Raw genomic sequence first — 17,162 nt, forward strand, 5'->3', positions numbered from 1 at the left:
GCTTCGACGCCGTCCACAACATCTCGCGATACACGCTACGCGGCGGACGCTCCACCCACGGCGAAATCGACATCATCGTGCGGGCGCCATACGGTGCGAAGCCATTGATGGAAGCGAAGGCGGGGCTGGTCGTTCTGCGCGACGCCACGGTCTTCAAGCGGTCCACTTCGCATTTCGCCACCCGCGCAGCGCGCCGCAATCCTGTCCGCGGCTTCAGGCCGGCGCGGTTCGGCAGGTCGGTAGCGGGTCGCGCAACACTGACCTGCGAGCAGGAAGCAGGGATTACGCAGTCACGAGTGAATGTCCAGCAGGGCCGCCAGTCGAGCCACGAAGCGCACTTCGCTGGCGAGAACATCGGCGGCCCCGCCGGCATCGTCCTTCGGCACCGCAATCCCGTCGACAATGAATTTGGGCGTCTCGTCCCCCATCCAACGATCGTGGCAGCGCTGTATATCCGGCTCTTCAGCCAGCGGATAAAGTAGCCCGCCCACCACCAGCTGCTTGCCGGGCCGGTGTTCGAAATGGCTCATGTAGGTCGCAATCTGGAAGAAGTCCTCGCGGTCCACATCGCCCATGCCGTACCGACCGCTCCCCAGAAAGTTCATGCGCTTGTATTTCGTGTCCAGAACCACGACACGGCGCCCGTCCTCGTGCGCCATGACGATGTCGGGAATGATGCTGCGCTCGTAGAAGCGGCCCGCATGCAGCCGGATCGCAGGCGAGGACACGCTCCATTCAGGAAAATGCAGCGCCAGAAGCTTGCCCACGTAGATTTCGAACAGCTCGGCGACGTTGACCAGCAGTCCCGCCATGCCCGTGCTCCCGTCGGGCGCGTCGCGCGCGCTATCGAGCTGGATGATCACCTCCGCAAGACGGAGCACTTTCCGGTACGGTGCGAAGATCGGGTTGGCCAACGCTTTCTCTGTTTTGGCTTGGCGAATGGTGGCGGCATCGACCGCCTTGTTCCGACGCAGGCTGACCAGTTTCATACGTACATGAGCAATACGCAGCAGCATCCCGGCGCCTCCGCTTCGGTCGATGACCTGGATCGCCTTGGCCAGTACGTCGATGATAGACTGGCTCGGCAGCTGTTCGCGCGCCACACTCGCTACCCGGCCCGCAAACGGCAAGTCCTCCCGGATAAAACGTGGAATGTCGATTCGTCCGCGGACCACATGTTCGTGATGCCGAATACTGCGGTAAGCTTTGGGCAAGCCGAGCAGGTGGGCCTTTTCCAGCGCCTGCACGAACATCATGAAGATCAGGGCGCGTGCGTAATCCGGCTTGCTGGCGTCGATTCGTTCGGCTGGCGAGGTCCAATCGTCGACGTAGATATCGTTCGAAAAATTCAGCATGCGCTGCACGAATGCATCGCCGAACCGCGAACGGATCTCGAACCGGTGCTTGTGGTATGTGACACTGCCGACGTAATTGCCGGTCTGAGCCACCCATCCGGCTTCGGCCTCCTCCGTCAAGGCCAGGATCAACGCGTCGTCCTGATTACGCTTGCCGCGCTTTTCCTCATCCCCGTCATGGAACGAAAACAGATAATTGCCGGCCGCCTGGTAGCCGCCGAGTGTGAGGGGCGGCAACACGCCCGGCTTCTTTGGAAAATCTCTTACCTTGACTTGGCCGCCCAGCGGATGCGAGCGGCAATTGTCGTGCAATGCAATCATTCGTCGGCCACTGGCTCATCCTTCTTTGCAGCCGAGCTCAGCGAGAAGATCTTGCGCGCCTCTTTTACCCGGGCTGCAATCTGCTCTGGACTGTATTCGGCGCGAAGGTATTCGGACAATAGTGGCTCGATCCGCGTGTCGAACAGCTGCCGCATCGACGTATCGCTGACGCCGCGGCCCGCAATCGTCATGAAGTAGGCGTGACCGATTTCATAGTCCTGCCCCAGTTTCAACGTGAAGCGTATGAACTTGTTCAGCTGTTCGCAGATGGCCACGTACGCGGAAGCATGCTTATCACCGGCAACCGCTTCGCGGATCACCTCGTAGTCGCAGCCGGTCCTGACCCAGGCGAAGCGCCGCCTCAAGGCCATGTCGAAACTGTCGACGCTGCGGTCAATGTCATTCATGGTGCCGATGAAGTACAGATTGGCCGGAACGCCGAATCTTCCCTCCCCCTCGCCCGCCATGTAGCCGTATTGGGTGGTCACGCGCAGGCCGGTTTCGTTGCCTTCCAAGTCGAAATCGATGCGTTTCGATTCCTCGAGACATACCAGGACTTCCCCCAGCACCCGTGACAGTTCTGCACGGTTGATCTCGTCCGCCACGAAGTAGTAGGTACGCGGCTCCTTTTCCCCACGCATCCGGTCTTCGCGCAAAGCATCCGTAGCCCTCTTGCAGAAGCGCCTGAACACGCCGGGCATGACTACCAGTGCGATCCCACCGCCCGCCACATTGACCGGCTTGAGGCCTTCGATAAAGTCCTCATACGAATAGCTCGGGTGGAACTGCACGATCTCGCACATATCGTCGAACTTGTGGCCGTCGGCTAGTATGCGTTGCTCGATCGCTTCGTTGACCCGGTGCGTCTTGCCGGTTCCGGGCGGCCCGTAGTACACCACGTTCTTCTGCTCGAAGTCGAGCGAGAGACCGAAACGCTGGTAAAGAAAGCCAGTCATCTTCTGGCTCACCTCAAACTCACGAGTCAGACGAATCTCGTCGTCGTCAAGCTTGCGTCCATCGGCCAGGGTCCATTCGCGAAGCTCGTCGATGCTCCAGGAGCACGCGTCCTCGATACTCACGCTCCATTCTGCCGTAAGCTGTTCCTTGATCGCCTGGGTCGCCCGGTAGCCCTTCAACTTGTCGCGGATGCCCAGGAAGGTGCCAATGCGGGCAATCACTTCATTCTTGTACAGCGCCAGCAGCTGGCCAGGGTTGTACATGTAAGCGACTTTGCGCGCGAAGTTGGTCTCGAGCGGCCGCAGGTCCGGGCGTGAGTCGTAGTTCGCAAGGGCCACCAGGACAGGGCGGACATTTTTTTCGAAGAAATCGTTCGCCGTCGGAAGCCCCACCTCGGCCCGGGCTGCGCGGCCGTTGTTCGGCCCGGGGATCGAGAATCGTAGCGCCTCGTTCGGCTGGCCGTTCTCAGGCTTGATGCGGTAGATTCCATAGCCCGCGCTGCTGGCCGGCCGGAATCGCCCACAACGCGTGGTCCGGCGTTCGATGAGATTGGTGAAGTAGATGCCGCCCCCGTCCCGGAGCAGGTTGGTATAGCGCTCGAGCGCCAGGGTGTCTACCGGATCGCTTCGCTTCCAGTCGAGGAACAAGCGCCACTCCTCGGCGACGCGTTCATCCAGCCGCTTACCCTTGAATTCGTGCCAATCGCGCCGCAAGGTGTCGCGGCTCGCTGCGTCGCCGTCTCGTGCCTCCATCGATGCTTCAGCCATGGTCATTGCCCTCCCAACACCGAGTTACGTGCCTCGACAACGCGTTGCAAGGCAAGCTCTGGCTGAAACCCTTCAATCAGGAGATTGAGGATTTCGCTCTTCTCATCGTTGCTGAGGTCCGCGTAAGTCGGTCGATTGGCCGAATAATGTTCCCAGCGCATTTCTTTCGCCTCTTGATAGCTGCGGCGCTTTTTCGGGGCGGCCACGAGCTTCGCATCGTGAACATAAGCGTCCAGCTTCGCCCGCGCGATCGACCAGTCGAACGCTGCGACGGAGCGCCGGTCCGTTTCCCAGTCACCCTTGTAGCCTTCGCTTGGCCGGCCCGTGCTCCTGCTTACGGCCAGGCAGGCAAGATTCGGATATCCGCTCGCGACGCAGAAACTCTCAACGAACAATAGCTTCATGCCGATCCCGATCGGAACGGCATGTTGAAGTTCTTCGTCATGCGGATCTAGTGCCTTCGCCTGCGCCAGAATGTCCGAATAAAACACTGCAGCGCCTTGGGTCACAAGCGCATGCGCGACGAGCGCCGTGTACAGACGGGTGCCTACATGGATGTCATTGAGTGTAAATTCGGAGATGTCGACTGGTTGCTGCGCCACTGTCATGTAAAACCTTGTGGTATTGAAGGAGTAGTGCATTTCGCCTACGGCAATTGCAAAACTATAACATCGATAACATTAAATTGCACTGATGCACCTTTTCTTGCGGCCGGCAAACGCAGAGGTCCACGGCAACCGTCCAACCCCAGCCGAGTTGAGCGCCAATTTTTGAACCGACACAAGTTGACCCGTCCCTGGGACGTCGATGCCTATGAAAAAGCTCGCCGAAGCGAGCCTTTTAAAATCGCACAAGCGGAATTTCCACCTAGAAACCCTACTCCCACTCAATCGTCGCCGGCGGTTTCCCCGAAATATCATACACAACGCGATTCAACCCACGCACCTCGTTGATGATCCGGTTCGACACCCTTCCCAGCAGATCGTGCGGCAGGTGCGCCCACTGCGCCGTCATGAAGTCCAGCGTCTGCACGGCGCGCAGCGCGACGACGTATTCGTAGGTGCGGCCGTCGCCCATCACGCCCACCGATTTCACCGGCAGGAAGACGGCGAACGCCTGCGACGTCGCTTCGTACCAGTTCACCGGCGCCTTGCCGGCGTCGATGCCCGGCACCATCGGCGCCACGAACGGGGTGTTGCGCAGTTCTTCGATGAAGATGGCGTCCGCTTCGCGCAGCAGGTCGGCGTATTCGCGTTTCACTTCGCCGAGGATGCGCACGCCCAGGCCCGGGCCCGGGAACGGGTGGCGGTAGACCATGTCGTGCGGCAGGCCCAGGGCCACGCCCAGCTTGCGCACTTCGTCCTTGAACAGTTCGCGCAGCGGTTCCAGCAGTTTCAGGTTCAGGGTTTCCGGCAGGCCGCCCACGTTGTGGTGGCTCTTGATGGTCTGGCCCTTCTTGCCCTTGCCGGCCGACTCGATCACGTCCGGGTAGATGGTGCCCTGCGCCAGCCAGCGCGCGCTGGTCAGCTGCTTGGCTTGTTCCTGGAACACTTCGACGAATTCGCGGCCGATGATCTTGCGCTTCTGTTCCGGGTCGGTCACGCCGGCCAGGTGGCCCATGAACTGGTCGGACGCATCGATGCGCAGCACTTTCACGCCGAGGTTCTTCGAGAACATGTCCATGACCATCTTGCCCTCGTCCTTGCGCAGCAGGCCGTGGTCGACGAAGACGCAGGTCAGCTGGTCGCCGATGGCGCGGTGGATCAGGGCGGCGGCCACGCTCGAGTCGACGCCGCCGGACAGGCCGAGGATGACTTCGTCGGTGCCCACTTGCGCGCGGATCTTCTCGACGGCTTCGCCGATGTAGTCCGGCATGTTCCAGTCGCTCTTGCAGCCGCAGATATCGTGCACGAAGCGGCCGATGATGGCTTCGCCCTGGGTCGTGTGCGTGACTTCCGGGTGGAACTGCAGCGCGTAGAAGCCGCGCTCTTCGTCGGCCATCGCGGCGACCGGGCAGGACGGGGTCGAGCCCATCAGCTTGAAGCCTTCCGGCATTTCCAGGACCTTGTCGCCGTGGCTCATCCAGACCTTCAGCATGCCGTGGCCTTCGTCGGTGACGAAGTCGTTGATGCCGTTCAGCAGCTTGGTATGGCCGCGGGCGCGCACTTCGGCGTAGCCGAATTCGCGCACTTTACCGTTCTCGACCTTGCCGCCCAGCTGGGCCGCCATGGTCTGCATGCCGTAGCAGATGCCCAGCACGGGCACGCCCAGCTCGAACACGGCTTGCGGGGCGCGCGGGGAGTCGCCTTCCAGCGTCGAGTTGTGGCTGCCGGACAGGATCACGCCGGACGCGCCATAGTTGCGGACGAACTCGTCGCCGATGTCGTACGGATAGACCTCGGAGAACACGCCGGCGTCGCGGACGCGGCGGGCGATCAGTTGCGTGACCTGGGAACCGAAGTCGAGGATGAGGATTTTGGAGTGCATGTATGGAGCGAAATGGATGTTCGTCGGCGCCCGTTGGCGCCAACATGATTCACGCGTCATGGTGGGCACGGGGTGCCCACCCTACGATACGAAAACGCGGCCGACCAGGCCGCGTCTCGTGGCTTACTCGGTACGGTAGTTCGGCGCTTCTTTGGTGATCTGCACGTCGTGGACGTGCGATTCACGCATGCCGGCCGAGGTGATCTCGACGAACTCGGCTTTCGCACGCAGTTCCTCGATGGTCGCGCAGCCGCAGTAGCCCAGCGACTGGCGCACGCCGCCGACCAGCTGGTAGATGATCGCCAGCACGCTGCCCTTGTAGGCGACGCGGCCTTCGATACCTTCCGGCACGAACTTCTCGGCCTTCGACTGCGATTCCTGGAAGTAGCGGTCAGCCGAGCCTTCCGCCATCGCGCCCAGCGAACCCATGCCGCGGTAGGACTTGTACGAACGGCCCTGGTACAGGATCACTTCGCCCGGCGCCTCGTCCGTGCCGGCGAACATCGAACCCATCATGACGGTGTGCGCGCCTGCCGCCAGTGCCTTCGAGATGTCGCCCGAGTAGCGGATGCCGCCGTCGGCGATGCAGGGCACGCCCGTGCCTTCCAGCGCTTCGGCCACGCTCGAGATCGCGTAGATCTGCGGCACGCCGACGCCGGCGACGATACGGGTGGTGCAGATCGAGCCCGGGCCGATGCCGACCTTGACCGCATCCGCGCCGGCCTCGACCAGTGCGCGGGCCGCGGCGGCGGTGGCGATGTTGCCACCGATGACGTCGACTTCAGGGTAGTTCTCTTTGATCCATTTCACGCGGTCCAGGATGCCTTGCGAGTGGCCGTGGGCGGTGTCGACCACCAGCACGTCCACGCCGGCCTTGACCAGCAGGTCCACGCGTTCCTTGTCCTTCTCGCCCACGCCCACTGCGGCGCCCACCAGCAGCTTGCCCTGCGCGTCCTTGGATGCGTTCGGGTGCTCGTGCGACTTCAGGATGTCCTTCACGGTGATCAGGCCGCGCAGCTCGAACGCGTCGTTGACGACCAGCACGCGCTCCAGGCGGTGCTTGTTCATCAGGCGCTTCGCCTCGGCCGTGTCGGCGTCTTCGTTGACGTACACGAGCTCTTCGCGCGGGGTCATCTTGGTGCGCGTTTCCGCATCCAGGTCTTCTTCAAAGCGCAGGTCACGGTTCGTGATGATGCCCACCACCTGCTTGCCCTCGACCACCGGGAAGCCGCTGAAGCCGTGCTGGTGCTGCAGGGCGATGACGTCGCGGATCTTCATCGTCGGCGGGACGGTGATCGGATCGCGCAACACGCCGGCTTCGAAACGCTTGACGCGGGCCACTTCACGGGCCTGGTCGACCGGGCGCAGGTTCTTGTGGATGATGCCGATGCCGCCCTCTTGCGCCATTGCGATTGCAAGGCGGGCTTCGGTCACGGTGTCCATGGCCGCGGAGAGCAGCGGAATGTTCAGCGAGATATTCCGGGTCAGCTTGGTACGCAGGGACGTGTTGGCCGGGAGGACGTTGGAGTAGGCCGGGACGAGCAGCACGTCATCGAACGTGAGTGCTTTCTGGAGGAGACGCATAGTTTATTTCCTATAGGCGCAAAAGCGAATTATACAGAAACTCCAGGAAAACGTCGCAACATTGCCAAAAAAGGCCATAAATAGCAAAAAGCCATGAATTGACAGGCCCGGTCAACCATGGCGAAATCGCGTATGTGATCCAAGGAAATACTGACCGACAATTCGATGACCCCGACGACTTTCCCGCGGCTGCGTGCCGGCCTACCTCTCCTGCTGGTTCTGATGGCGGCCCCCGCCTTCGCACAGTACTCCTGGATCGACGACAAGGGCACACGCGTGTTCTCCGACCGCCCGCCCCCGGCCGGCACGCCCGAGGCGCGCATCCTGAAAAAGCCTCGGACGCTCGATGCGTTGGCGCCGTCCGCCGCACCTGCCACTGCCCCTGCCCCTGCTTCTGCCCCGGCCGAGCCCGCCAAGGCGGCGCCGACGCTGGCCGAGCGCGAAGCGGACTACCGCAAACGCCAGGCGCAGCAGGCCGAAGCGGAAACGAAGGAGCAGCTGGCGGCGCACAAGCAGACGATGCAGATGGAGCGCTGCAAGAGCCTCAAGCGGCGCGAGATGACGCTGACGGCGGGAACGCGCCTGTCGGAGTACGACGAAAAGGGACAGCGGAGTTTTGTCTCGGACGAAGAGCGGGCGCGCAGGCTGGCGGAGACGCGCAGGATGCAGGGAGCCGAGTGCCAGTAACCCCGTAAAACAAGACCAACGGTCGTTCCCGCGAAGGCGGGAACCCAAGCCGAGCATCGGAACCCCGTATCCCTGAAACACTCCGGCACGCTATCGACGTTGCGACTTCGGTGCTTCGGCATGGGCTCCGGCCTTCGCCGGAGCGACGGCAGCGTTACTTCGCCGCTTCCTTCTTCGCCGCCCGCTTGCGGCGCGAATCCTTCGGATCCGCCACCAGCGGCCGGTAGACCTCGATGCGGTCGCGCTCGCGCAGCACCGTGTCGAGCGTCTTCTTCTTCGCGTAGATGCCCACGGGCTGCGTCACCAGGTTGATCTCCGGATGGGCCTGCAGCACCCCGCTCTGCTCGATGGCCTGGCCGATGGTCGTGCCGGGCGCCACCTGCATGCCTTCCAGGTATTCGAACGTGCCGGCTGCGTACGACACCCAGACCTGGACGCCGGCCGTATCAGCCATACACGACCTCGGCCCGCTTGCAGAAGGAATCGACCATCGTGTTGGCGATCATGCCGAACACGGGGCCGACGATCTGTTCCAGGATGATGCTGGAGAACTCGTACTGCATGTCGAAGTCGATCTTGCAGGCGTCCTCGCGCAGCGACTTGAAGCTCCACGTCGCTTCCAGCATCTTGAAAGGTCCGTCGACGAGATGCATCTTCATCTGGGCCGGACGCTGGTTGTGGTTCGCCGTCGTGAAGCTCTGCTTCACGCCATGGAAGTTGATCTGCAGGCAGGCGGTCAATTTCTCGTCGCTGCGTTCGATCACTTTCACGCCGCTGCACCAGGGCAGGAACTTGGGATAATCCTCGACCTTTGCGACCAGGTCGAACATCTGCTCGGCGCTATAGCCTAAGAAAACTGATTTGTGCACTACTGCCATTGGTCAACCGTTTGTTATGATGTTGGTGTGGTTTGCCCTGCGAGGGCGACAACCGTAGTTTAACCGACGCGCGCATTTTAGCTATTTCATGAGTATTATTGATAATAAGAAAGCCTTTTTCGACTACTTCATCGAGGACCGCTACGAGGCCGGCCTGGTGCTGGAAGGCTGGGAAGTGAAGGCGATCCGCGAGGGACGCGTGCAGATCAAGGAGGCCTATGTCGTCGTGCGCAACGGCGAGCTGTACTTGTTCGGCGCCCACATCAGCGCGCTCTCTTCCGCCTCCGCCTGGAGCCATCCGGAAGCCATCCGCACCCGCAAGCTGCTGCTGCACAAGGCCGAGATCGACAAGCTGGTCGGCAAGGTGGAGCGCTCCGGCTACACGCTGGTGCCCCTGAACCTGCACTTCAAGGCTGGCCGCGTGAAATGCGAAGTGGGCCTGGCCAAGGGCAAGAAGCAGCACGACAAGCGCGACACCGAGCGCGATCGCGATGCCAAGCGCGAGATCGAAAAGGCGATGAAGAACAACCGTCGTTGACGGACTGTACCGGCGCCGCGGTCACGCGGGCGCCGGCAAACGTGCGGACGGCCACGGGCCGCCTCCGGATCACGCCGCGGTGGCCGAGCCGTCCACCTTGCGCTCCACCGCTCCCGCCAGCAGCGAGGCCACGAAGCTGGCCGCCACCATCACCGCCAGTCCCGCCGCCAGCCTGGTCGCACTGCCGAACAGCAGCGGCGTCACGAGCCCGGACACCAGCGCGAACGACATCATCTGGATGAACGACAGCAACGAGGACGCGAGGCCGCGATTGTGCGGGAACAGGCCCAGCGCCGTCACCTGGATCGCCGGCATCGCCACCGTCAGGCCGAACGTGAACACCATCAGGGGCAGCACTGCCCAGGGCACCGCCACGCGGTCCGACACGGCCGCCGCATAGCCCAGGTTGGCCACGCAGGCCAGCGCCATCAGGCCGTAGCCGATGCGGCGCAGGCGCGCCGGCGGCACCTTCGTGGCGCGCTTGCCGCCCCAGGCCGAACCGGCCACCATGCCGCCCACGAGCGGGAAGAACATCCAGCCGAACGCCGTCTCCGGCAGGCCCAGGATCTCCATGACGAAGTTGGCGGCGGCGCCGATGTAGATGGCGATGCCGGCGAACGCCAGGCCCACCGACAGCGACAGCAGCAGGAACTGCGGATGGCGCAGCACCTTGCCGTAGTTGGCCAGGATCGCCATGCCGTGGAAGGCGTGGCGCTTTTCGCGCGGCAGGCTTTCCGGCAGCAGCTTCCACACCACCAGCATCATCAAGAGCGCGAACAGCGACAGGAACACGAAGGTCGCGCGCCAGCCGAAGGTCACGTGCAGCCAGCCGCCCAGCACGGGCGCGATGGCCGGCGCCAGGCCGAACACCATCAGGATGTGGGACATGACGCGCTGCGCGTCGGCGCCGTTGAAGCGGTCCTGGACGATAGCCTGGCCGACGACGGAACCGGCGCCCGCCGACAGGCCCTGCAGCGCGCGGCACACGAGCAGCCAGCCGAACGACGGCGCCAGCACGGCGCCGGCCGAGGCGCCGACATAGACGGCCAGCGCGACGAGGATCACGGGACGGCGGCCGAAGGAATCGGACAGCGTCCCGTAGAACAGCATCATGAAGGCGAAGGTGAACAGGAACACGGACAGCGTCTGCTGCACGGCGACGGCGCCGACGCCGAATTCCTGGCCGATTGCGGGAATCGACGGCAGGTAGGTATCGATCGCCAGCGGGCCCACCATGCTGAGGCAGGCGAGGATGGCGGTCAGTAGTCGTTGCATAGGAATGCCTTTCAAAACTCGGCACTGCACCATGCAAGTCCGAAAGGCAGCATTCTACCGCGTCGCCCCTGCGCTGGCAGGGGTCCAATCGATTGGCGCCACGGCAGCATTCGCGCTATTGGGTCCCTGCCTGCGCAGGGACGACGGCGCACGCGTTCGCGGTCAATTCGGCCGGTACAGCGACATGCCAAAACGCTCCGTGCGCGGCATCCAGTTGCCCTGGTAGTCGGCCGATACGAGCACGCGTTCGGCGCGGCCCACGATCAGCTTGCGCGGCACCAGGCCGATCACGCGCGAGTCGGCGCTGTTGTCGCGGTTATCGCCCAGCATCAGGTACTGCCCTTGCGGGATGGTGACGGGACCGAAGGTGCGCGGCGCCATCACGTCCGGGATCAGCTGGATGTGGCGGCGCGCGCCGTTGAACGATTCCGCCAGCTGCACGGCGCGCACGGCGGATCCGCCCACGGAATCCATCGAGTGCTCGACGACGTGGTAGTCGGCGCCGCGGCCGTTGATGTAGAGGCGCTCGTTGCGCATCTCGACCACGTCGCCGGGCAGCGCGACGAGGCGCTTGATCAGGAGTTCGCCGTCGCGCGGCGAGCGGAAGGTGACGATGTCGCCGCGCTGCGGTTCGCCCAGGCGGGCCAGCACGACGTCGGTGAGCGGCACCTTCAGGTCGAAGGCCACGCGGTTGACCAGCACCACGTCGCCTTCCAGCAGGTTCGGATGCATGGACGAGGACGGGATCGGATTCCAGTCGGCCACCGCGGTGCGGAACACGCCGAACAGGACGAGAAACGCCAGAAAGCCTTTGTTATTCCGGATCAGGTTCTTCACCGCGCACTCCTTGTTGTCGTTATGGTTCAACAGGATTTATACGCGGGTTGGGCGGGACGATGCTTAACAGAAGATTAAAGCACCAATACATACGTCGGTGTCGGCGATGCGGTAGGGTGGACAGCTCCGCTGTCCACGCGTCCGACCGTCCCCTGCGCGACCGCAACGTCGATTCGGACTCCTGTTGGACGCGTGGACGGCAAGCCGTCCACCCTGCCCGTCTCGCACGCTATTTCGCGTGCTCGTGCGGTGACTTCAGGGGCCGCGACCAGTACCAGCCGATCGTGAGCACGGGAATGGCCAGCGCGACGACGGACACCATGTCCCACACGCCGTCGCCCAGCAGCGCCGACAGCAGGCCCACGACCGTCACGATGCCCAGCAGGACCGGTGCCAGCCAGATCTGCCTTGCCGTCTTCATCGCGCATCCCCTTCGCGCACCAGCGCCGGCGCGCGCAGGCCAGCGGCGCGGCGTGCCTCCTTCTCCGCCTTCTGCGCCGCGCGACCGCGCTTGACCCACAGGTACAAGCCGCTGCCCAGCACGATGATGGTGGCGACGTCCAGCAGCGCCCACAGGAACTGCATGCCGGCCCCGCCGTAGTCGCCGAAGTGCAGCGGCTGCGAGACCAGCAGCGCCGTCAGGTACCACGGCAGGTTGCGGCGGTCGGTGATCTGCGCATTGGTCGCGTCGACCAGCACGGGCTTGTACAGGCGCGACGTCAGGGCCTGGTCGCCGTGCATGTAGACGCCGTAGTGGTGCGGCGTGGCGAACGGCGTGCCCGGGAAGGCGATGAAGCCGACCTTCATGCCCGGCTCCGCGCTTTCCGCGCGCTTCACCGAGGTCTCCATCGACGCCAACGTGGTCGGGATGGGCTGGCCCTGGTAGGGCTTGGTCATCTCGGCGATCTCGGTGGCCTGCCATACCTTCAGCAGCACGTCCGCCAGGGTGTTGATCACGCCCGTGCAGCCGACGACCAGCGCCCACACGAGCGTGACGATGCCCAGCAGGTTGTGCAGGTCCAGCCACTTCAGGCGCGCCGTGCGGCCGTGGCGCACGGCGCCGAAATCGAGCTTGCGCATGAACGGCGCGTACAGCACGACGCCGGAAACGATGGCGACGACGAGCAGCAGGCCCATGAAACCGAGGAACAGCTTGCCCCACAGGCCGGCGAACAGGTCGACGTGCAGGTGGAACATGATGGACATGAAGCCGCCGCCCTCGATCGGCGGTTCGGCCACGTACTTGCCGGTGCGCGCGTCCACGGCCAGCGACACGAATTTCTCGTCGTTCGCATGGGCGCCCATCGTCAGGAACCAGAACGCGGGCTCCTCGGCGTCCTGCGACATGTACATCATGACCTTGTCCGGATAGCGCGCCTTGCCGGCGGCGATCACGGTGTCCAGGTTCGCGCGCTGCTGCGCCTGCTCCGGCGAGACGGCGGGCGCCTCGATCTCGTTGCCGAGCAGGTGGCCGATTTCGTGGTGGTAGATCAGCGGCAGGCCCGTCAGGCACAGCAGCAGCATGAAGACGGTGCAGACCAGGCTGCTCCACTTGTGGATCCAGGACCACGCGCGCAGGGTTGAATTCGACATGGAAAAGCGGGCAGGAGCAGGCCTACGTTGCGAACGAGACCAGATAATAATGGTTCTCATTTACGAAGGCAAGGACGGCCGCTATAATGATAATTATTCTCATCCAACAACAAGAGTTTCCATGAAGACGACAGTACGCTCCACCCTGCCCCTGACGCCGAAGTTGACACCGTGCGCCCTGGCCGCCCTGCTCATGACGAGCGGCGCCGCGTTCGCGCAATCGCAGCCGGCCGACGCCGGCCAGCCGCCGGCCGACCAGAAGATGTCGACCGTGGTCGTCACCGCCTCGGCCGACGCCTCGGCGCAGGGCCTGCCTGGCGCCTACGCCGGCGGCCAGGTGGCGCGCGGCGGCCGCCTGGGCCTGCTGGGCAACGTCGACATCATGAACACCCCGTTCAACACCACCAACTACACGCTCGCGCTGATCCAGGACCAGCAGGCCCGCAGCGTGGGCGACGTCGTGCAGAACGACCCGTCGGTACGCGTGGCGCGCGGCTTCGGCAACTACCAGGAGCTGTACGTGATCCGCGGCTTTCCGGTCAACTCGGACGACCTGTCCTACAACGGCCTGTACGGCCTGCTGCCGCGCCAGTTCGTCGCCTCCGAACTGCTCGAGCGCGTGGAGGTCTTCCATGGCGCGAACACCTTCGTCAACGGCGTCGGCCCGGGCGGCGGCGGCATCGGCGGCATGATCAACCTGGTGCCCAAGCGCGCCCCGAACAAGGACCTGAACCAGGTCACGCTGGGCGTCGAATCCGGCGGCCAGGGCTACGGCGCCTTCGACGTCGCGCGCCGCTTCGACGACGGCCGCGGCGGCATCCGCATCAACGGCGTGCGCCGCGACGGCGACACCTCGGTCGACCGCGAGAAGCGCGAGCTGAACGTGCTCTCCATCGGCCTGGACTACCGCGGCGACAACTACCGCCTGTCGGCCGACATCGGCTTCCAGGAGCACAACCTGGACGCTCCGCGCCCGAGCGTGACGCCGAGCGCCGGCGTGCCGCTGCCGAGCGCCCCGGACGCCGACAAGAACTTCGCCCAGCCGTGGACCAAGTCCAACGAGCGCGACACCTTCGGCAACGTGCGCGCCGAAGTCGACCTGGGACCGGACGCCGTGGCCTGGGCCGCGGCGGGCGCGCGCAACGGCGAGGAATACAATGTGCTGGGCCAGGCGACGAACACCAACACCAGCGGCGGCCTGCTGATGACGCGCTTCGACAACTTCCGCAAGGACCAGAACCGCACCGGCGAGATCGGCCTGCGCGGCGCCTTCACCACGGGCCCGGTCTGGCACACGATCAGCACCACCGCCTCGTGGCTGGAGCTGAAGTCGCGCAACGCCTACGCGCTGGGCGACTTCTCCGGCTGGACGTCGAATCTGTACAACCCGGTCGACGTCGCGGCGCCGTCGAACACCGCCTTCACCGGCGGCTCGATGAGCAACCCGCTGCTGACCGCGAAGACGATCCTGAGCAGCTACGCGGTGGCCGACACCATGTCGATGTTCGACGACCGCTTCCTGGCCACGGTCGGCATCCGCCGCCAGACCATCAAGGCCTACGGCTACGACTACAACACGGGCGCGCAGAATGCCGGCTACGACCAGAGCGCCAACACGCCGGTGCTGGGCCTCGTCTACAAGCCGCTGAAGAACGTCTCGGTCTACGCCAACTACATCGAGGCGCTGCAGCAGGGCCCGACGGCATCGGGTCCGGACGTCGTCAACCAGGGCCAGATCTTCGCCCCGTACACCTCGCGCCAGAAGGAAGTAGGCGTGAAGGTCGACAGCGGCAAGCTGGGCGCCAGCCTGTCCTTCTTCACCACCTCGCAGCCGATGGGTTTCGTGCAGGACCGCATCTTCGGCCTGAACGGCGAGCAGCGCAACCGCGGCGCCGAGCTGTCCGTGTTCGGCATCGCCGCGCCGGGCGTGCGCGTGCTGGGCGGCCTGACCCTGCTCGACGCAGAACAGCGCCGCACCCAGGGCGGCATCAACGCCGGCAACGACGCGATCGGCGTGCCGGAAACGCAGCTGAACCTGGGCGCCGAGTGGGACGTCCGCCAGGTGCCGGGCCTGTCGCTGAACGCGCGCACCGTGTACACGTCGAAGCAGTACGCCGACGCCGCCAACACGCAGCGCCTGCCGTCGTGGACGCGCGTGGACCTGGGCGCCAACTACGCGACCCGCATCATGGACCGCGACGTGACCTTCCGCGCCCGCGTCGACAATGCGTTCGACCGCGACTACTGGGCCTCGACGGGCGGCTATCCGGGCTCCAGCTACCTGGTGCTGGCGGCGCCGCGTACCTTCACGGTGTCGGCGACGGTCGACTTCTGATCGACCGCCGTTGAACGCGTGGACGGCAAGCCGTCCACCCTACCGCAACCGTAGGGTGGACGAGTCCCCCGTCCACGCGTGCAATCACCCTGTGAATCCACGTAGGGTGGGCACCACGTGCCCACCATCGCGCGCACACCCGCGCCGCTTAGCGCTGCGACTTCACGATCTGCAGCGCACTGGCAATCAAGCCGCTCATGTCCCCCAGGTCCGCCGGCACGATGATCGAATTGTTCGTCTTGGCCAGCTTGCCGAACGCATCGACGTAGTGTTCCGCCACGCGCAGGTTGACGGCATCGATGCCGCCCGGCGAACGGATCGCATCCCCCACCTGGCGCAGCGCCGAGGAACTGGCTTCGGCCAGCGCCACGATGGCCGTCGCCTCGCCCTGCGCGCGGTTGATCGCCGCCTGCTTCTCTCCTTCCGACCGCGCGATCTGCGCTTCCCGCTCGCCGCTGGCGATATTGATCGCCTCCTGGCGCCGGCCTTCGGACGCGGCGATCAGCGCGCGCTTCTCGCGCTCCGCCGTGATCTGGCGCTGCATCGCATGCAGGATCTCGGCCGGCGGCGTGAGGTCCTTGATCTCGTAGCGCAGCACCTTCACGCCCCAGTTGGCGGCCGACTCGTCGATGGCGTTGACGATGGTCGTGTTGATGTGGTCGCGCTCCTCGAAGGTCTTGTCGAGCTCCATCTTGCCGATCACGGAACGCAGCGTGGTCTGGGCCAGCTGCGTGATGGCGGCGATGTAGTTGGAGGAGCCGTAGGACGCGCGCATCGCGTCCGTCACCTGGAAGTACAGGATGCCGTCCACCTGCAGCTGCGTGTTGTCGCGCGTGATGCAGACCTGCGGCGGCACGTCGAGCGGGATCTCCTTCAGGCTGTGTTTATAGGCGATGCGGTCGATGAAGGGCACGACGATGTTCAGGCCCGGCGCCAGCGTCGCATGGTATTTGCCGAGGCGCTCGACGACCCAGGCATGCTGCTGCGGCACCACGTTGATGGTCTTGAAGACGAACACCAGCGCGATGATGAAGATCACCAGCGCGAACGTACCGAACGAGAATTGCATGGACATCCCTTCTGTTGTCGATGATGGAAATCGTGGAAACCGGTCGCGCCGCTCAGGCCAGCGCGGCGTGGATCAGCAGGCCCGCGGCCAGCGTCGCCGACAGCAACAGCATGAAGCCGAAGGCGCGCAGCACCGCACGCCACTTCTGGCCCCATGGGCGGCTGCGCAGCAGGTAGTACGGCACCGCGACGGTGCCCAGGCCGATCACGGCGGCATTCAACAGCAGCGAGCGCCGGTACTGGCGCGCGTCGCTGTCCAGGCGATACCAGTAGAAGGCCAGGAAGCTGAACGACAGCTCGACGACCATGTCCGAGACGAGGTGCGACACCTGTCCCATCGTCCTCGGATCGGCCAGGCCGGCCGCCAGGGCCAGCGCCAGCAGCAGGCCGAGCACCTGCCGCTGCGTCAGTGCGGGACGTTCCCCCGCCGGTTGATCGGGCGTTGCCATGCCATGTGCGTGCGTCATGCTCATCCTCGCT

General features: G+C 64.4%; 16 protein-coding genes. 3 read left to right on the plus strand and 13 right to left on the minus strand.

Features of this window, described 5'->3' with window-relative positions:
- Positions 1–290: 290 nt before the first annotated feature.
- The 5 genes from QPK32_RS01500 to guaB all read right to left on the minus strand — a co-directional run bounded on the left by QPK32_RS01500 (position 291) and on the right by guaB (position 7,471).
- Positions 291–1,676 carry an McrC family protein gene (locus tag QPK32_RS01500; RefSeq protein ID WP_290411012.1) on the minus strand — a complete coding sequence of 462 codons (1,386 nt, stop codon included), beginning with the start codon at positions 1,674–1,676 and terminating at the stop codon, positions 291–293.
- Positions 1,673–3,400 carry an McrB family protein gene (locus QPK32_RS01505; RefSeq protein ID WP_290411013.1) on the minus strand — a complete coding sequence of 576 codons (1,728 nt, stop codon included), beginning with the start codon at positions 3,398–3,400 and terminating at the stop codon, positions 1,673–1,675. Before QPK32_RS01505 ends, QPK32_RS01500 begins: the two co-directional genes overlap by 4 nt.
- Positions 3,401–3,402: 2 nt before the next feature.
- Positions 3,403–4,041: a hypothetical protein gene (locus QPK32_RS01510; protein ID WP_290411014.1), complete on the minus strand. Its 639-nt coding sequence runs from the start codon at positions 4,039–4,041 to the stop codon at positions 3,403–3,405.
- 235 nt (positions 4,042–4,276) lie between these two features.
- Entirely contained in the window at positions 4,277–5,887 is a 1,611-nt protein-coding gene (gene guaA, locus QPK32_RS01515) for a glutamine-hydrolyzing GMP synthase (protein ID WP_290411015.1), read from the minus strand.
- A gap of 123 nt (positions 5,888–6,010) precedes the next feature.
- Positions 6,011–7,471: an IMP dehydrogenase gene (gene guaB / locus QPK32_RS01520; RefSeq protein ID WP_290411016.1), complete on the minus strand. Its 1,461-nt coding sequence runs from the start codon at positions 7,469–7,471 to the stop codon at positions 6,011–6,013.
- Positions 7,472–7,636: 165 nt separating this feature from the next.
- Between guaB and QPK32_RS01525 the strand changes: the two genes are divergently transcribed.
- Positions 7,637–8,158 carry a DUF4124 domain-containing protein gene (locus QPK32_RS01525; protein ID WP_290411017.1) on the plus strand — a complete coding sequence of 174 codons (522 nt, stop codon included), beginning with the start codon at positions 7,637–7,639 and terminating at the stop codon, positions 8,156–8,158.
- A 154-nt stretch (positions 8,159–8,312) separates the two neighbouring features.
- On the opposite strand, the gene QPK32_RS01530 is transcribed toward QPK32_RS01525, so the two are convergent.
- Together QPK32_RS01530 and QPK32_RS01535 are read right to left on the minus strand one after the other, a co-directional pair.
- Positions 8,313–8,612 (minus strand): RnfH family protein, encoded by a 300-nt coding sequence (locus QPK32_RS01530; protein WP_290411018.1) that lies wholly within the window; start codon positions 8,610–8,612, stop codon positions 8,313–8,315.
- On the minus strand, positions 8,605–9,036 hold the full coding sequence (locus QPK32_RS01535; protein WP_290411019.1) for a type II toxin-antitoxin system RatA family toxin: 432 nt from the start codon (positions 9,034–9,036) through the stop codon (positions 8,605–8,607). The genes QPK32_RS01530 and QPK32_RS01535 overlap by 8 nt, the downstream gene beginning before the upstream one ends.
- An 88-nt stretch (positions 9,037–9,124) precedes the next feature.
- Here QPK32_RS01535 and smpB point away from each other — a divergent pair, with 88 nt between their 5' ends.
- On the plus strand, positions 9,125–9,574 hold the full coding sequence (gene smpB / locus QPK32_RS01540; RefSeq protein WP_290411020.1) for an SsrA-binding protein SmpB: 450 nt from the start codon (positions 9,125–9,127) through the stop codon (positions 9,572–9,574).
- A 69-nt stretch (positions 9,575–9,643) separates the two neighbouring features.
- Here smpB and QPK32_RS01545 read toward each other — a convergent pair whose 3' ends face one another.
- The 4 genes from QPK32_RS01545 to QPK32_RS01560 all read right to left on the minus strand — a co-directional run bounded on the left by QPK32_RS01545 (position 9,644) and on the right by QPK32_RS01560 (position 13,279).
- Positions 9,644–10,849, minus strand: coding sequence for a multidrug effflux MFS transporter (locus tag QPK32_RS01545; protein ID WP_290411021.1), 1,206 nt, complete (start codon positions 10,847–10,849; stop codon positions 9,644–9,646).
- Positions 10,850–11,011: 162 nt separating this feature from the next.
- Complete coding sequence (lepB, locus tag QPK32_RS01550) at positions 11,012–11,686, minus strand: signal peptidase I (protein WP_290411022.1); 675 nt, start codon at positions 11,684–11,686, stop codon at positions 11,012–11,014.
- A 229-nt stretch (positions 11,687–11,915) separates the two neighbouring features.
- Positions 11,916–12,107: a hypothetical protein gene (locus QPK32_RS01555; RefSeq protein ID WP_290411023.1), complete on the minus strand. Its 192-nt coding sequence runs from the start codon at positions 12,105–12,107 to the stop codon at positions 11,916–11,918.
- Positions 12,104–13,279 carry a PepSY domain-containing protein gene (locus tag QPK32_RS01560; RefSeq protein WP_290411024.1) on the minus strand — a complete coding sequence of 392 codons (1,176 nt, stop codon included), beginning with the start codon at positions 13,277–13,279 and terminating at the stop codon, positions 12,104–12,106. The genes QPK32_RS01555 and QPK32_RS01560 overlap by 4 nt, the downstream gene beginning before the upstream one ends.
- Positions 13,280–13,400: 121 nt before the next feature.
- Here QPK32_RS01560 and QPK32_RS01565 point away from each other — a divergent pair, with 121 nt between their 5' ends.
- Entirely contained in the window at positions 13,401–15,614 is a 2,214-nt protein-coding gene (locus QPK32_RS01565; protein ID WP_290411025.1) for a TonB-dependent siderophore receptor, read from the plus strand.
- A 148-nt stretch (positions 15,615–15,762) separates the two neighbouring features.
- Here QPK32_RS01565 and QPK32_RS01570 read toward each other — a convergent pair whose 3' ends face one another.
- Both QPK32_RS01570 and QPK32_RS01575 read right to left on the minus strand, forming a co-directional pair.
- The gene (locus tag QPK32_RS01570) at positions 15,763–16,683 is read right to left on the minus strand and encodes an SPFH domain-containing protein (RefSeq protein WP_290411026.1); all 921 of its coding nucleotides are present in this window, start codon (positions 16,681–16,683) and stop codon (positions 15,763–15,765) included.
- Positions 16,684–16,735: 52 nt separating this feature from the next.
- On the minus strand, positions 16,736–17,149 hold the full coding sequence (locus QPK32_RS01575) for a hypothetical protein (protein ID WP_290411027.1): 414 nt from the start codon (positions 17,147–17,149) through the stop codon (positions 16,736–16,738).
- Positions 17,150–17,162: the final 13 nt, after the last annotated feature.

The sequence above is a fragment of the Massilia sp. YIM B02763 genome (assembly GCF_030412015.1).
Taxonomy (GTDB): domain Bacteria; phylum Pseudomonadota; class Gammaproteobacteria; order Burkholderiales; family Burkholderiaceae_D; genus Telluria.

Coding starts and splice junctions, on each gene's coding strand:
- QPK32_RS01525 (WP_290411017.1), top strand. CDS start 7,637: ATGACCCCGACGACTTTCCCGCGGCTGCGTGCCGGCCTACCTCTCCTG.
- smpB (WP_290411020.1), top strand. CDS start 9,125: ATGAGTATTATTGATAATAAGAAAGCCTTTTTCGACTACTTCATCGAG.
- QPK32_RS01510 (WP_290411014.1), bottom strand. CDS start 4,041: ATGCACTACTCCTTCAATACCACAAGGTTTTACATGACAGTGGCGCAG.
- QPK32_RS01565 (WP_290411025.1), top strand. CDS start 13,401: ATGAAGACGACAGTACGCTCCACCCTGCCCCTGACGCCGAAGTTGACA.
- QPK32_RS01545 (WP_290411021.1), bottom strand. CDS start 10,849: ATGCAACGACTACTGACCGCCATCCTCGCCTGCCTCAGCATGGTGGGC.
- QPK32_RS01575 (WP_290411027.1), bottom strand. CDS start 17,149: ATGACGCACGCACATGGCATGGCAACGCCCGATCAACCGGCGGGGGAA.
- guaB (WP_290411016.1), bottom strand. CDS start 7,471: ATGCGTCTCCTCCAGAAAGCACTCACGTTCGATGACGTGCTGCTCGTC.
- QPK32_RS01560 (WP_290411024.1), bottom strand. CDS start 13,279: ATGTCGAATTCAACCCTGCGCGCGTGGTCCTGGATCCACAAGTGGAGC.
- guaA (WP_290411015.1), bottom strand. CDS start 5,887: ATGCACTCCAAAATCCTCATCCTCGACTTCGGTTCCCAGGTCACGCAA.
- QPK32_RS01530 (WP_290411018.1), bottom strand. CDS start 8,612: ATGGCTGATACGGCCGGCGTCCAGGTCTGGGTGTCGTACGCAGCCGGC.
- QPK32_RS01500 (WP_290411012.1), bottom strand. CDS start 1,676: ATGATTGCATTGCACGACAATTGCCGCTCGCATCCGCTGGGCGGCCAA.
- QPK32_RS01570 (WP_290411026.1), bottom strand. CDS start 16,683: ATGCAATTCTCGTTCGGTACGTTCGCGCTGGTGATCTTCATCATCGCG.
- QPK32_RS01535 (WP_290411019.1), bottom strand. CDS start 9,036: ATGGCAGTAGTGCACAAATCAGTTTTCTTAGGCTATAGCGCCGAGCAG.
- QPK32_RS01555 (WP_290411023.1), bottom strand. CDS start 12,107: ATGAAGACGGCAAGGCAGATCTGGCTGGCACCGGTCCTGCTGGGCATC.
- QPK32_RS01505 (WP_290411013.1), bottom strand. CDS start 3,400: ATGGCTGAAGCATCGATGGAGGCACGAGACGGCGACGCAGCGAGCCGC.